The 14,644-nt window shown below is 64.3% G+C and carries 12 protein-coding genes; 6 read left to right on the top strand and 6 right to left on the bottom strand.

Annotated features, from left to right (window positions below):
* Position 1: 1 nt before the first annotated feature.
* A complete protein-coding gene (locus U1708_RS01330) occupies positions 2 to 1,102 on the bottom strand; it encodes a cell wall hydrolase (RefSeq protein WP_332741957.1) in 1,101 nt (366 codons plus the stop codon).
* 60 nt (positions 1,103 to 1,162) lie between these two features.
* Here U1708_RS01330 and U1708_RS01325 point away from each other — a divergent pair, with 60 nt between their 5' ends.
* Positions 1,163 to 1,624, top strand: a complete 462-nt coding sequence (locus U1708_RS01325; RefSeq protein ID WP_332741955.1) for a Rap1a/Tai family immunity protein — start codon at positions 1,163 to 1,165, stop codon at positions 1,622 to 1,624.
* Between the two features lie 43 nt (positions 1,625 to 1,667).
* On the opposite strand, the gene U1708_RS01320 is transcribed toward U1708_RS01325, so the two are convergent.
* The 5 genes from U1708_RS01320 to U1708_RS01300 all read right to left on the bottom strand — a co-directional run bounded on the left by U1708_RS01320 (position 1,668) and on the right by U1708_RS01300 (position 8,918).
* Positions 1,668 to 3,887 (bottom strand): GumC family protein, encoded by a 2,220-nt coding sequence (locus U1708_RS01320; RefSeq protein WP_332741953.1) that lies wholly within the window; start codon positions 3,885 to 3,887, stop codon positions 1,668 to 1,670.
* 23 nt (positions 3,888 to 3,910) lie between these two features.
* The gene (locus U1708_RS01315) at positions 3,911 to 4,591 is read right to left on the bottom strand and encodes a polysaccharide biosynthesis/export family protein (RefSeq protein ID WP_332742583.1); all 681 of its coding nucleotides are present in this window, start codon (positions 4,589 to 4,591) and stop codon (positions 3,911 to 3,913) included.
* 114 nt (positions 4,592 to 4,705) lie between these two features.
* Positions 4,706 to 7,390, bottom strand: a complete 2,685-nt coding sequence (locus U1708_RS01310) for an O-antigen ligase family protein (RefSeq protein ID WP_332741951.1) — start codon at positions 7,388 to 7,390, stop codon at positions 4,706 to 4,708.
* 350 nt (positions 7,391 to 7,740) lie between these two features.
* Complete coding sequence (locus U1708_RS01305) at positions 7,741 to 8,013, bottom strand: hypothetical protein (RefSeq protein WP_332741949.1); 273 nt, start codon at positions 8,011 to 8,013, stop codon at positions 7,741 to 7,743.
* A gap of 179 nt (positions 8,014 to 8,192) precedes the next feature.
* Complete coding sequence (locus tag U1708_RS01300) at positions 8,193 to 8,918, bottom strand: metallophosphoesterase family protein (protein WP_332741947.1); 726 nt, start codon at positions 8,916 to 8,918, stop codon at positions 8,193 to 8,195.
* Between the two features lie 235 nt (positions 8,919 to 9,153).
* Here U1708_RS01300 and U1708_RS01295 point away from each other — a divergent pair, with 235 nt between their 5' ends.
* The 5 genes from U1708_RS01295 (at position 9,154) to U1708_RS01275 (ending at position 14,608) form a co-directional block, all read left to right on the top strand.
* Complete coding sequence (locus U1708_RS01295; RefSeq protein ID WP_332741945.1) at positions 9,154 to 9,777, top strand: glucuronosyltransferase; 624 nt, start codon at positions 9,154 to 9,156, stop codon at positions 9,775 to 9,777.
* Positions 9,774 to 10,334, top strand: a complete 561-nt coding sequence (locus U1708_RS01290; protein ID WP_332741943.1) for a glycosyltransferase — start codon at positions 9,774 to 9,776, stop codon at positions 10,332 to 10,334. The genes U1708_RS01295 and U1708_RS01290 overlap by 4 nt, the downstream gene beginning before the upstream one ends.
* A 68-nt stretch (positions 10,335 to 10,402) precedes the next feature.
* Positions 10,403 to 10,990: a polysaccharide biosynthesis/export family protein gene (locus U1708_RS01285; RefSeq protein ID WP_332741941.1), complete on the top strand. Its 588-nt coding sequence runs from the start codon at positions 10,403 to 10,405 to the stop codon at positions 10,988 to 10,990.
* Positions 10,991 to 11,067: 77 nt separating this feature from the next.
* A complete protein-coding gene (locus U1708_RS01280; protein WP_332741939.1) occupies positions 11,068 to 12,423 on the top strand; it encodes an outer membrane beta-barrel protein in 1,356 nt (451 codons plus the stop codon).
* A 64-nt stretch (positions 12,424 to 12,487) separates the two neighbouring features.
* Complete coding sequence (locus U1708_RS01275; protein WP_332741937.1) at positions 12,488 to 14,608, top strand: GumC family protein; 2,121 nt, start codon at positions 12,488 to 12,490, stop codon at positions 14,606 to 14,608.
* Positions 14,609 to 14,644: the final 36 nt, after the last annotated feature.

Below are 14,644 nucleotides of genomic sequence, written 5' to 3'. Positions count from 1 at the left end.
ATCAGTTGGTCGGCGTCACCGGCAGGACGCGACGCTCGGGTGTCGGTGGCGAAGCGCCGGTGTCGCCCACCTCGGGACCCCGCGGCAGCACGCGCCGCTCGCCAAGGCTTACCGTCGGTACCGGGGAATCGTCTGGCAGGCTGGCGCGATATCCGGTGAGGACGGGCCGCTCGCTTGGCGCAACCGCGCCCGATGCGGTGGCTACCGTCGCAGCCGCGTCCTTCGTCAGCGGCGCGACGACGACGGCAGGCAGGGTCATCGCTGGTTCGTTGCCTGCATAGACGCCGCGAAATGCGCCGCCGCGCCCGGCGGGACCATTCCACCGGTAGAAGATGTGTGCGCCGATCGCCGCGACCTTTTCCAGGCTCGATGCCCAATACGGCACGACGTAATTGGCATGGTAGTGCGTCGCCCAGCCGACCGGCGCGAACACCGCGCCGCCCAGCGCCGATGTCGCGACACGCGAGGCGCGCAGCCAGCCCTTCGCCGACGGCAGGTGGGCAAGCGCGCCATCGCAGACAAAGGTGAACTGGCAGCCGGTTCTGCGTTGCGATCCGTCGAGAACGACGCCGCAGACCGTCTTGGGATAGGCGGGGTGGCGGACGCGGTTGAGGATGACCTGCGCCACCGCGCGCTCGCCGTCGTCCGATTCGCTGCCGGCCTCGTAGTAGACCGCCATCGTCAGGCATTGCAGCGAACGGCTGTAATCCTCCGCCTTGCCGGTCCGTAGCGCGAAGGTCGACGCGGATTCGACGCGCTTCGCCACGGTCGGCGCGGCGGCGTTCCAGGCGACTGCCTGCTCGGGTGTCAGCGGACGCATCGTCTTGGGTGCGAAGGGGGCCTCGATCCGTGCGGCGCTTGCCCAACGTGTCCCACCGGTTGCGTCGAACGCTGTGTCCGGCGGCGTCAACAGGCTGACGACCGCGGCGACGATCGATCCGCCGATCAGGACGAGCGCCAGCACCGCGGGCACGACCAGCCCAAGGTGAAAGCGACGCACCGGCGGCAGCGACGAAACGGTGTTCGGATCGAGGATCAGCGTCGAGGGCGCCGGCTCGTGCGACGCGGGCGCCTGTCGCCGGATAAGGTCGAGAAGAGCCATTGCTTCGTCGGGTGTTAGTGAATTGAAGCGCACCGCGCCAGCGCGTAACTACGGGCGATCATGGTCATACCCTTCGTCCTGCTGCTCGCCGCGCCAACGCTGGTCCAGTCCCAGAAACCGAACGGGCCGGTCTCGCAGACCTCGGCTCCGCAAGCGCCAGCCTCGCAAGCATCCGCGGGGCCGCTCGCGGGCGGGTTGTTCAGTGCGGGGCAATTGCGACAGCGCTGCCTGTCCAACGTGCCCGCCGACGCGTCCTCTTGCTTCGCCTATATCACCGGCGTGCACGACACGGTGCGCGCGTACGAGGCGTGGCTGAACCAGCGCGAATTCTGCGTGCCGCGGCATGTCCCTCAGGGCGACTTGCGCCAAGCGTTTGTCGATTATCTGCGCGACAAGCCTTCGGACCTGTCGGGCGAAGCCGCCTCGGTCGTCGTCGTCGCGCTGAAGATCCGCTACGCCTGCGGCAGTGGAACACGTCCCGGCGGAACACCCTCCGCCCCGGCTCGAAGCGGCAAGCCCTGACCCGCGCTAGCTACTCCGGGTCATGCCGGAGCAGCGGTTCGGCTTATTTCGACGCGTCGTCGTAGCGATAGCGGTAATAATCGTAGGACTGTCCGAAGCCCGCCTTCTTGGCGTTGTACTTGGTCATCACGCAGCCGATCACGGTGCCGCCGGCGCGGAGCAGGCGGGACACGGCATTGCGTGCCTGGCCGAAATGCGCGCTCGAGGCTTCGGCGACGAACACGGTGGCCTGCGCCGCAGCGGTAAGCTGGGCGGCGTCCGCTAGCGCGAGAACCGGCGGGCCGTCGACGATCACGACGTCGTAATCCGCCTCCAGCGCGGCGAGCAGGTCCTGCATCGCCGTCCCCGCGAACAGCGTCGCGGGATCCGGTGGCAGCCGTCCGCTCGGCAGGAAGCTGAGCCCGGGGAACGCGGTCGGCAGGATCGATGCGCCGCGTTCGGTCATCCGCGCGAGCACCGACGAAAGGCCGACCTCGGGCAGGCTGATCCCCAGCGTGCGGTGCAGCGACGGACGCCGCAGATCCGCATCGACCAGCAGGACGCGGCGGCCGAGCCCGGCGAAATCGCGCGCTAGGGCGAACGACGTGGTCGACTTGCCCTCCGACTTGCTGCTGCCGGTGACGAGGATCGACCGCGGCGGACCCTGGTTCGACGACAGCTCGATTGACGTCCGGATCGCGTGGTAAGCCTCGGCGATCTCCGACTTCGGATTGTTGAGCGCATCGAGCGGAGGCTCGCCGCGCGTGTCGGGCACGACGCCGAGCAACGGGATGTGCAGCTTCTGCTCGACATCCTGCGGATCGCGGATCGAATCGTCGAGATAGTCGCGACCGAACGCATACAGCATCGCCAGGCCGAGCCCGGCGATCAGCGCGAGCGCGACGTTGAGCAGCGGCCGCGGCGAGGTCGGGCGACGGGGCTGTTCGGCGGTATCGACGCTGGAGACGTTGTTGGACGTGATCCCCGCCTCGGCACTGACTTCCTTGTAGCGCTGGAGCAGGCCCTCGTAGAGCTGGCGGTTGGTATCTACCTCGCGACGCAGGATATTGTAGCGGACGCTGCGGCCCTGTTCGGCGAGCGTCGCCCCCTGGAGCGAGGTAACCTGCTGCGTCAGCGCACGGTTCTGGCGCTCGGCGGTGAGATACTGGTTCTCGATCGACTTGCGGGTCTGCTCCGCAAGCTGGCGGATCTGCTGGTCGAGCGTGGCGATTTCGGCGAGCGCCTGGATGACGACCGGGTGATCGGGCTTGAGGCGGCGGCGGACTTCGCTGAGGCTGGCGATATCCTCGGCGCGCTTCTGCGACAGGCGCTGGACCGCCTCGTTCGCCTGCACTTCGGGGAGCGACATCAGCGGCGCACGACGTGCCTGTTCCCATCGCGCACGCGTGCGGAGACGGTTGGCCTCCGACGTCGCCGAATCGGCGTTGAGCTGGATGAGGTTGGCGGTGACGAGCGACCGCGGCGCGTTGTCGCCTTCCGCCTGGCGCGCACCCGCGCTGGCATCGATCAGTCGCGCCGACCGGGCATAGGCGATCAGGTCGCGCTCGGATCCTTCGAGGCGCGTCTTGGCGAGGCCGAGCTGGTTTTGGAGGAACCGGCGGGAATAGGCCGACGCGGAGAATTTACGCTGAATATTCCCCTCGATGAAGTTGGTCGCGTAGCTGTTGGCGATCTCCGCGGCGAGCGCCGGGTCGCGACTGGTGAAGATGATGCGGACGACACGCGAATTGCGGCGAAGGTCGATCGCCAGGTTCCGTTGCAGGACGTCGACGACCTGGTCGGCGAGGCTGGCGTCGCCCGGCTTGATCTCGATCTGGCGAGCGCCGGTCATCCGCTTGAGGAAATCGTCGTTCGCGCTCAACGCGAGGCTGTCCGAAACGCGGCGCGCGATCGCCCGGCTGTTGAGCACGTCCGCCTGCGTCTGGAGGAAGCGATCGGCATCACTGCCGGCGATCTGCGGCTCCGAATCCTCGGTGCCGAGAACCTTCGCAACCTGCTGGTCGATCTGGATGCTCGACTGCGCGGTATATTTCCGTGGCATCAGCAATGCGGAAGCGATGCCGAGCATCAGCGCGACGCCGACGATCGCGATCATCATGTAGCGATTGCGGAAGATCGTCGCCCAGACCGCGCGAAGATCGATCGCCGGTTCATCCCCCTCGATGTCGGGCGCGATGAAGTCTTCGCGCTCCGCGGGCGCCGATCCGGGTTTCCACCGGTCGCTCGGCGTGAGAGCGCCTTGAGAGACGTCGACACTCCCCATGAGTCAGTTCTCTTCCTGTGGTCTTAGAATTGCGCGAAGACGCCGAAGCCCGCGAGCAACGGTGCCGCGCGCAGGATATCATGCCAGGCCGATTTGCCCGTCGAATGGCCGACGATGATCGTGTCGCGAGCCGCGATCGCGGGATCGGCATCGTCACCGCGACGGATCCGCTTCAGATCGAACACCGCGCCCATCCGCTTGCCGTCGATGTACCGGATCACGATCACTTCGCGCAGCGCGGCATCCTCGCTCTCGCCCTTGGCGAGCGCGACGGTGTCGAGCAGCGTGGTCGGTCCGGAAATCGGGTAGATGCCCGGCTCCTTGACGTCGCCCTGCACGGTGACGCGCTGCGCGACCGAACTGGCGACGGTGACGGTGACCTGAGGATTGACGTAGAACCGCTCGGCCAGCTTAGCAGCGAGCAGGTCGGCCAGTTGCGTGCTGGTGTTGCCGGCCGCCTGGATCCGGCCGATCAATGGCATCGATATGACGCCGGCGGCATCGACGACAACGCCACGGGTCGAAATGTCCGCTTCCTGGAACACGATGATGTCGAGTGTGTCGAGCGCGCCGATACGATAATCCTGCACCCGCGGCTCACCCACCGGTGCCGGGATCGTCTCATAGGCGGCTTCGCCGGTACGGAGGTTGGGGCCGATATTATCGTCAGCGCACGCGCCGAGCATGGCGCTCAGCGCGACCACCCCTATCAAGGTCGCTCGCATCCGTTGATCTTGCCCCTTTGCAATGACGAACCCTCGCACTACCCGGTGCACTCGGTCAAGCGCCTAACCTGTGTTGCTGGCGGCTGCACGACGTCACCGTCCGGCCGCGGCCGCGATGCGGACCGAATCGATCCAGAACATGCCGGGCTGACCGCCGCGCTCGCGCAGATTTACGCCGAGGATTTGTACCGGACAGCCTGCCCCGACAGTTACGATCCCGGCAACCTGCCGCCAGCCCGCCCCCTGCCCGTCGAGTGCGATGCCATCGGTCCGAGCCGTGGCCGGTCGACCTGCGCACGTCAGCGAGAGCGTGGCAGGAACGTCGGCGCCACGGACGATCGCGCTCACGCGCCAGCGACCTGGCGGCACGGTTATCGCCTGCGCCAGCGCGGTGCCGCTCGACAGGCCGTCCGAGACGAACTGCAGTGCATGACCGGTGCCGCCCGCACCGCGATCCGCCGGGATCACGCGCACGCCCGGCAGACTCGGCGCCCCCCAGGCATAGGGGATGACCCCACCCGGCAGCGGCGACGGCAACGCCTCGAACCCGCCATCAGCGACAAGCCCGCGACCCCCGCTGGCGAGCCAGACCCGGCGCGCGCCGACGATATCGCCCGTATCGCCAAGGCGCCACCGGATCAGCGTGGTTTCGGCCGGGGTCGCAGCGACGCCTGCCGCGCGGAGCTTGTCGAGGAACTCAACCGTGCGCGGCACCGATTGCGCGGCATCCCCGGCGATCGCGTTGAAGAACCCCTGCCGCCATTTGGGGCGATCCACCAGGCGCGCGACGATCGCATCCACACCGCCGGGCGACAGATAGGTCCGACGCATCTGGGGCATCAACGCATCGGGCAGCTGCGCCCGGCGCAACAGCGCGTCGATACGTTCGGCGGCGACACCTGTGCTGCCGACCTCGAGCGCACGTTCGGCAAGCCACAATTGCATCAGCGTGTCGCGCCAGCCCAGTGCCGCGCCCGCCTGTAGCAACGCACTGCCGCGGACCGGCTGGTCGAGCATGAGATCGGCAAAGCCGTGCGCGCGGACCGCGCCTGCGTCGATCGGATCGATTGCCAGCGCGCGCGCCGCCGCGGCGCGTGCCGCGGCCGGCCGGCTCGCGAGTTGCTCGGCATTGGCAAGCGCGGACCATGCGCTGGCCGACCATGGCGCGACCGTCGTCGCTGCCGCAGGCTGGCCTCGCAACGTCAGGGAGCGCCCAGCCGCATCGCCACTCGCAGCGAGGCCGATCGAGGCCGCGACGATCGTCATCGCGATCGTGGACGGCGTCCATGCGAAGGACGCGGTCGCGTGGGCTTGAGGACGACCGATTGCCGCGATCAGGCCCAGCGCGGCACCGAACAGGCCTGCGATCCCCGCCATGCGCAGCGGATAATCGACCAGCGAGAATAGCAGGATCAGCGCGATCGCCGCTCCGCCTGCGACCAAGGTCGCGCGCTCCTGACGCGTCACCGCGTGGCGATCGCCGCTCTGGCGGTCGCCACTCTGGCGGTTACCAGCGCCACGAGCGCCTGCGTGACGCCAACCCGATACGAGCGCGACGATCAGCACGATCAATCCCGCCGCGATCAGGATCGCCGCGGGAAGCCCCCCTTCGAGGACGAGTTCCAGGAAGTCGTTATGTGCGTGATTGACGCTCAGCGGCGACACCTGACCGAGCGGCTCGACGCTGCGATAGGCTCGCTCGAAGCTGCCGAACCCGGTGCCGAACGGGAACGTCTCGCGGACGATGTAGAGCGAGTTTTCCCAATATTGATAGCGCAGCTCTTCGGCGACCGTGGCGAAGCGCGCGAACAGGCGCTGGACCAGATCGGTCCGCGACAACAGGATACCGCCGACGACGTACAGCGCGGCGGCGGCGGCCACCGATTTACCGGTGCGCCGGACGTCGCCGACCAGCGCGAACGCGACGATCAGCGAAATCGGCAACAACAACAACGCGGTGCGCGAACTGGTCGCGAGAATGCCGAGCGACAGGAAGCCGATGACGCCAAGCATCCCGAGCCGACGCGCCGCCCCCGCGCCCATCACACCCGGCACGGCCGTGAAGACGATCGCGACCAGCAGGAACGTCGCCTGGTGATTGCGGTTTACGAAGAAGCCGACGCCGAACCCGCGATGCGCGGTTTCGTAAAGGACCGGCGCGCTGCCGCCGGCCGCGACCTGCAATGCGGCGAGCACCGTCGAGACCGTTGCGGCAATGACGATGAGCCGCAGCATCGTCACGCGCGACTGGAGCGGAAGCGCCGCCACCGTCAGCATCGCGGCTAGCGGCACGAGCAACGTCAGCAGTGCGGAAAACGTCGTATCGGGGGTCGTGCTGAACGCGTGCCACTGCGTAGTCCAACCGAGCAGCGTGTAGATTTGCACCGCCGTCTCGCGCGCCGGCAGTCCATGCCACCAGCTCGCGGGCAGCGGAACGAGTTGCACCGCGAGCAGGAGCATTGCAGCTGCGAACACTAGAAGGAAGCGGCGCAGCGTAACCGCTCTGGTGGCGATCGTTTCGGACGCAAGCATGTTGGTTTGGGCGGGCGTAGGAAGCACAGCGCGTACGATCAGGACCAGCGCCGTAAGCTGTGCTATCAGTTCGATCAGCGGATAGCCGGTGCCCGCTCCTCCGCCGAACAACAGGACGAACAGGAACAGCAATACCGGCGCTTGGGCCTGCCATTGCCTATAGCGGCCGCTGGGATGGGTCCCTGATCGGCTGATCGAGCGCCTGCCTTCGCCACCGGTGCCGCGGCGAGCGTGCATGCCACTCATGCCGCGCTCCCGACAGTATGACAGCATCGGTCTATACAAACGCACCGCACGCCGTCCACCCGGACCGACGGCTGCGATCCCGCGTTTGGCAAACTTGGTCGAACGTAACGTAAGGCCATCAAAAGACCGCTTCGGTAAGCGACGGTTCGGGCTGACGGAGGGTCGCGATGATCTCAGCCTTACGGCTTCAGATCAGTGTCCCCCCAACGAAGCACTCCGGTAGTTACCGATCGTGTTCGCAGCACGCCGATTGCCGATCGCATGCAAAGACACAAAAGGCGGAGCACCCATACGAGTGCCCCGCCTCACCAATTCTGCAATCCCGCACCTAGCGAGAAAGCGTTAGCCGATCAGTTCGGGCTGGAGTCGTCATCGCCACCGCTGGCGACGACCGCAACGACTGCGACCAGTGCCACGACACCAAGAAGAGGCAGAAGGAACGGTGCGCCCGCGATGTCATTCTTGCGCTTGACCGAAGTTCCGATGCGCGTCGGAGAAGCAGTAGTGCCGATCATCTTAACGCTATCGAAGCTGACAGCTTGGGGGCGGGCGGGTGCAGCATATGCCGTACCGATGACTGCCTGGCTAGCGATCGCCGCTCCAAGAATGATCTTGCTGAACATGTTTCTCGACCCCTGAAAACGGCGTTTCCGCGCCTGTACTTCAGTTACCCACCCGCCGACAGAAGAGTCAAGTACACGGATCAACATCTGATGTGGGTTAATTTGTACAACTCGTGTCTTTCTTACAATTCCGACCGTTCATTTCTTACAATTTGCTGCGACTGCTAACAACGCGACAGTCAAACGGGCAATGAGACAGCAAGTATGTCCCTTTTCTCACCCTCAAGGTAGATCGCACTGAGTACGCCTGTTCGATACGCTCCCGTATCGATTCCGATGCGGTTCTGCCGGACGTCGACATCGGGCGTGACGCTGTGCCCGTGGACGATGATCGCGCCGAAGTCGCGTTCGTGGCGGAGGAACTCGCGGCGGATCCACAACATGTCCTCGCGCACTTGTCGGGCGAGCGCGACACCGGGCCGAACTCCTGCGTGGACGAAATAATAGTCTCCGGACTGGACGCTGAGCGGCAACTGCCGAAGCCAAGCGAGCCACTGCCGGGGGATCGCTCGGCGCGCGCTGTTCATATAGTCGCGTGGATCGTCGTCGACGCGCAGTGGGGCGATGCCAAAACTGGCGAGCGTCGCATCGCCGCCGACCGCGAGCCAACGCCGCAACGCATCCGGATCCCCGTCGAGCGCCTGCAGCATCGCCTCTTCGTGGTTGCCGAGCAGGACGATGACGCGACTGTTCTGGCGCTGAAGACTGTAAAGCATTGCAAGGACTTCGGCGCTTTGCGGTCCTCGATCGACGATGTCCCCGATCAACACAACGTAGAGCGACCGGGCTGGCGGCAAACTTGCAGAATGCTCGCCGATCCGCGCGATCAACATCTGGAGAAGGTCGTATCGTCCGTGGATGTCACCGATGGCATATATTCGGTCACCAGAATCGGTGCTTGGCAACGCAACATCTCCGGTATAGCGTTTCCCGCAACGTCGTGGGGGAAGTGCGGCGAATTAACGTGAATATGTCGTCGCAATCAATTGGTTTGGTTGCTGAAATATCCAACTCTGCGATAGTGGAGCAATGCACGTCCGATGGAGTGGCCGACGATGAAAGAAGGCCAGTCACGGACCGCATGCGCCAAGTCGAGCATGATCCCGATGGACTGGTGGCGCAAGATGGGGACGCGACAAAGTGGCTGAGGTCGGATCAGCATCGGCCCGTTTCATGCCCGAGCGGTTCTTCGCGAGCCCGGGCACCGATAGCGATACTGCCGCGTCGCCTGCGGACTCTACGCCACGATTGACGAATATGCCTGGAGCATCGATCAAGCATTTGCGCTTCCCTACAAATACCGATAGCGGCACATCAATGCGCGTCCTGCTTGTCGCCTCGGCCGGTGGGCACTGGATCGAACTTCATCGCCTTCGCGCGGCATTCGTCGGCGCGGACTGTCAATTCGTCAGCACGTCGAAAGGCATGACCCCGCCGCTCGGCGATCGGGAGGTTCTCGAAATCGCCGACACGGCACGGGATTCGGCATGGGCCATGGCGCCTACCCTGCTCGGCTTGTTGCGTATCTTTCGCGCATTCGATCCACATCTCGTCGTGTCGACCGGCGCCGCGCCAGGCGCGCTTGCGCTGGTGATCGCGAAGATGTTCGGCGCGCGAACCATCTGGATCGACAGCATCGCCAATAGCGAAACGCTGTCGCTTTCCGGGCGACTGGTTAAGCCGGTTGCGGACTTGCGGATCACGCAGTGGCAACACCTGGCAGACGAGAACGGATCGTTGCACTATCTCGGGCAGATTCTGTGATCCTGATTTCCGTCGGCACGCAACTGCCGTTCGACCGCTTGATTCGCGCCGTCGACCGGTGGGCGGTTGACCATGCGCGTACCGACGTGATCGCGCAGGTCGGACCGACCCGGTATCGTCCGGTCGCCATGAAGAGTTTCTCGCACGTCGCCTACGATGTCTTCCGCGAGCTTCAGAAAGACTGCACGGTGATGGTGTGCCATGCAGGCATGGGATCGATCATCACCGCGATGGAATTCGGCAAGCCGATCATCGTGATGCCGCGAAATCACAAGCTCGGCGAACACCGCAACGGGCACCAGTTCGCAACATTGCGTCAGTTCGGGAACCGCCCCGGAATCTATCCGGCCGAAACCGAGGTCGAACTTTTGGCGCTGCTCGAGCGCGTCGACGAACTGACCGCCTACCCGACATTGAACACGATCGCATCCGACGCCTTTGTCGAGCAATTGGCAGAAATCGTCCACCGGCCGTCGAAGCCTTCTAAACTACGCCAACTCCGGCATTTTTTCATGAAAAAGCGGGACGTCGTCGCGGACGAAGTCGACGCCGGATAGATGCCGCGACGCAACAAAGTGCCTTGCTGCCTTATTGGCGGCGTGGTAGCCAAGAACTGACTGTGTAAATGGGGGTTTGCGTGAAAAACAGAGCGGCTTTTGTCTTGCTAGCCGCCGTTGCGCTTGCCGGATGTTCGAAATCCGGACCGCCTCCTATTTCGAGCGGCGAGCGCTATGCCGAGGGCGCAGCCAGCGATGACGTCTACAAACTGGGTGCCGGCGACAAGATTCGCATCATTGTTTACAATGAACCGCAATTAAGTGGTGACTTCTCAGTTAGTAGCGACGGCGAAATCTCGCTTCCGCTGATCGGCAACGTCCAAGTCGGGGGCAAGCCGATCGAGCGCGTCACCCAAGAGGTACAGGCCCGCCTGTCCAACGGCTATCTGCGTGATCCGCGGGTGAACATGGAGGTGGCGACGTATCGCCCGTTCTTCATCCTCGGCGAAGTCCGCTCGCCCGGCCAGTATCCGTATCTGAGCGGACTGACCGCCTTGAACGCGATCGCTACCGCGCAGGGCTATACGCCGCGTGCGCGCAAGGCGACGGTCCGCATTCGTCGGTTCGGCGATCAATATGAGCAGGAATACGTCCTGACGCCCAACCTGCGCATCTATCCGGGGGACACGATCCGTCTGACGGAGCGGTTTTTCTGATACCGAGCACGATCCGGTCAGCCCGGTCGATACGCTATCGCTCGTTTTCGACGAGCCGGACCTGGGACGCGGACGATATGACGGGGGTACGCAGCATCACGCCGACGCGCGCCGCGTCGAAGCACGGGGTCGCCGCGCTGTGGCTCGGACGCGCCCTCGCTGCAGCGGCGGGGCTCGCGCCCGGCATCGCTACGGCACAGACCAGCAGCTTGTTGCTACCGCCCGCGACGACCAGCGGCGACGATTACGATCGTGGTCACAATGTCGGCGTGGTCGAACGCGGTCGCCCCGAATATGACGCACTCGGCGTGCGATTGGGCAGCTTCATCGTCAACCCGCAGCTGACCACGTCGATCGGCTACAGCGACAACATCTTCAACGACAACAGCAACAAGAAGTCCGACGTCTACACGTCGTTCGAGCCCTATGTGAGCGTCGCATCCGACTGGTCGGTGCACCAGTTGCGCCTCACCGGAGTGGCGGACATTCGACGGTTCGCAAACGAGACATTGCGCAACCAGGACGCTTGGAACGTGCAGGGCAGCGGTCGAGTAGACGTCACCCGTGCCTTGACGGTACGACTCGATGCGCAGGCGGATCGGACGTATGAATCCCCGTTCTCGGCGGACGTCGTGGCGAACCTCATCGAGCCGTCGCGCTATCTTCGAACGTTCGTCGGAACCCGGACTTCGTATGATTCCGGGCGGTCGCGCGTGATCGGGACGATCGATCGTACGTCGTACGAGTTCAGCTCGGTGCGCTTTGCCGACGGCCTGGTCCGGGACCAGCGGTATCGCGATCGCGTCACGTATAACGGCACGGGCACCTACGAACTGGGTTTCAGCCCGAGCCTGTCGCTGTACGCACGGCTCGAAGCCGATCGCAACAACTATGGTCTGAAGCAGGCATTCGGCGAACCCAATCGCGACTCGAACGGTTATCGCGGCGTATTCGGATCGAATTTCGATATCGCCGGCGTCGCGCGCGGTACTATCGGCATCGGCTATAGTTATCGCAAGTTCGACGCGAGCCAGACCTATCGTACGACTAGCGGTATGTCGGTCGAGGCGCGTGCGGACTGGTTTCCGAGCGAATTGACGACCGTCGGCATCCTCCTGCAACGCCGGTTGATCGACGTCGACTTGTCCAACGCGGGTAGTTCCTGGGACAATCGCTTTCGAGTCACGGTCGATCACGAACTTCTTTACAACCTGATCGTCACGATCGGCGGCGAAGTCAGCAAGCGCGAGTATCCGGAGCGTTCGACCTCCACGCAAGTCTACCGCGCTGAAGTCGGCAGTCGCTACCAAGTGACCCGCTGGCTCGGGCTCGACGCGAACATCGGCTACGGTTCCAACAAACCGAGCGGTGTCGGCCTCGGCAATCCTTTTGACGAGTTGCGCGCACGTTTTTCGATCCGTATCAGACGATAAGGACGCACGATGTCTCAAATAAAGAACAACGGCCTGTCCGCCAGATACTTAGGAAAATCCTGACATGAAGGTCGTGAACGCGGCAGAGCCCGAGACCCGGTTGAGCGACGTGATCCGCACGGTGCGCGATGTCATCCGCCGGCGCATCCTGATCCTCCTGGGCATTACCGCCGTAGTCGCCGCAATCGGGATTTTCCTGACGTTGCGGATTACGCCAGTCTATCAGGGCGTGACCCGCATCCAGATCGATCCGAGCCGCAATCCGCTGGCACGTACTGCCAGCGAAGCGCAGGCACAGCTCGCCAGCGAGGCGATCGAGACCGAAGTGTCGGTGATCCGCTCGCTCGACCTGGCGCGGGTCGTCGTCAAGCGGCTCAACCTGCTCGACGATCCCGAATTCGGTGGCGGCCCGCCCCCCGAAGGCAAGCCGGCGCTGTCGCCTGCGGCCAAGCTGGATGTCGTCGCACGGTCGGTCAACAGCCACCTGGACGTCGCGCGCGACCGCCTGACCTATATCATGGCGATCCGCTTCAATTCGCAATCCCCCGACAAGGCGGCGCGCATCGCGAACGCCTTTGCAACCGGATATCTCGACACCAAGGTCGGCAACAAGATCGGCACCGCCGAGCGCCAGACGGCATGGTATCAGAAGCGTATGGACGAACTCGCGGCTGACATTCGCGTCGCCGACGAACGGGTCGCCCAGTATCAGGCACAGGCCGGTATCGTCCGTGGTGCCTCGAACCAGACCGGAACGATCGTCGACCAGCAGGTCGCGCCGCTTTCGGTTCAGTTGGCCAGCGCGGAATCCTTCGCTGCCGAAGCACGCTCCAAGGAACAGTCGGCTCGCCAGCAGGTCAGCCGCGGTACCCTCGATGCAATCTCCGACGTTCGAGAGTCGGCCACGATCCAGGATCTTCGTCGCCAACGCGCGACATTGTCCCAAACATTGGAAGACGTACGAGGTCGGTACGGTGAACGGCACCCCGACTTCATCAAGGTCCGCGATCAGGTCGCGGGCATTGATGCGGAACTGAACAAGGAAATGGGACGAGTCGTGCGGTCGCTCGGCGCCGATGCCGGGGCCGCCGATGCGCGCGCCGCGAGCCTTCGCGGATCGATGACGCAGCTGGAGCAAAAACAGTCCAACAACGCTCGCGCCTCGGTCATCGCGGCCAGCCTTCAGCGTGATGCCGACGGCAAGCATGACGCGTACGAGAAGATCTCGCAGATGGCGCTTGAATCGCGTCAGGCTGCGCAGAACTCGATCGCGCAGGCGCAGATCATCGACAATGCCGAGCCACCGCAGTCGCCCAGCTGGCCGAACCGCCCGCTGCTGTTCCTGTTGTCGCTCATCGCCGGGTTCGGCGTCGGCATCGCGGTCATCGTCACGCAGGAAATGCTGGTAACCGGCATGCGCAGCATCGACGAAGTCGAGAACGAGCTGGGCGTGCCGTTGATCGCAGCGATCCCTAGTATCCGGCAGGACCATCCTGCCGACATCGTGATCGACAAGCCGACGTCGCAATATGCCGAAGCGCTGCGTAACGCCCGTGCGTCGCTGCTCGGCGTCCGCGGCCAGACCCGGCCCAAGATCATTGCGCTCACCTCGGCGCTGCCGGGCGAAGGCAAGACCACCACCGCGCTGGCACTGGCGCGCGTCATGGCGATGAACGGCGACAAGACGATCATCATCGATACCGACGTCCGGCGCGCGCAGTTGCGGATGATCACACAGACTAAGCCCGACGGCGTCGGTCTGGTCGAATTGCTCCACGGCGACGTCACGCTCGACGAAGCGATCGAGCCGAGCGGGTTGCAGGGCCTGGACCAGATCATCATCCACAAGCCGTTCTTCTCGTCCGAGAACCTGTTCGGCAACGACCTGATGCCGAAGATCCTCGAACAGCTTTCGGAGCGCTACGACACGATCATCCTCGATCTGCCACCGCTCGTCGGTCTGGCGGACGGTCGCTTCCTGTCGGCGTTGGCGGATGCGGTGGCGCTCGTGATCCGCTGGAACAACACGCCGAAGCACGCCGTGACATCGGCGGCCGCTTGGCTGAAGTCGGACGGCGCGAACCTCGTCGGCTCCATGTTCACGATGGTCGACACCAGTTCGCAGGCGGTCGGTTCATATTATTATTATTCGAAGCAATATTCCGATTATTACCAGGAAGCGTGATTAGGTCGGGCCGTTGATGAAGCCTCATCAACGGCC

Origin of the sequence: Sphingomonas arabinosi (assembly GCF_036663715.1) — a bacterium.
In the GTDB taxonomy this organism is placed as follows: Bacteria; Pseudomonadota; Alphaproteobacteria; order Sphingomonadales; family Sphingomonadaceae; genus Sphingomonas.
This window is presented reverse-complemented; position numbering and strand designations above follow the sequence as displayed.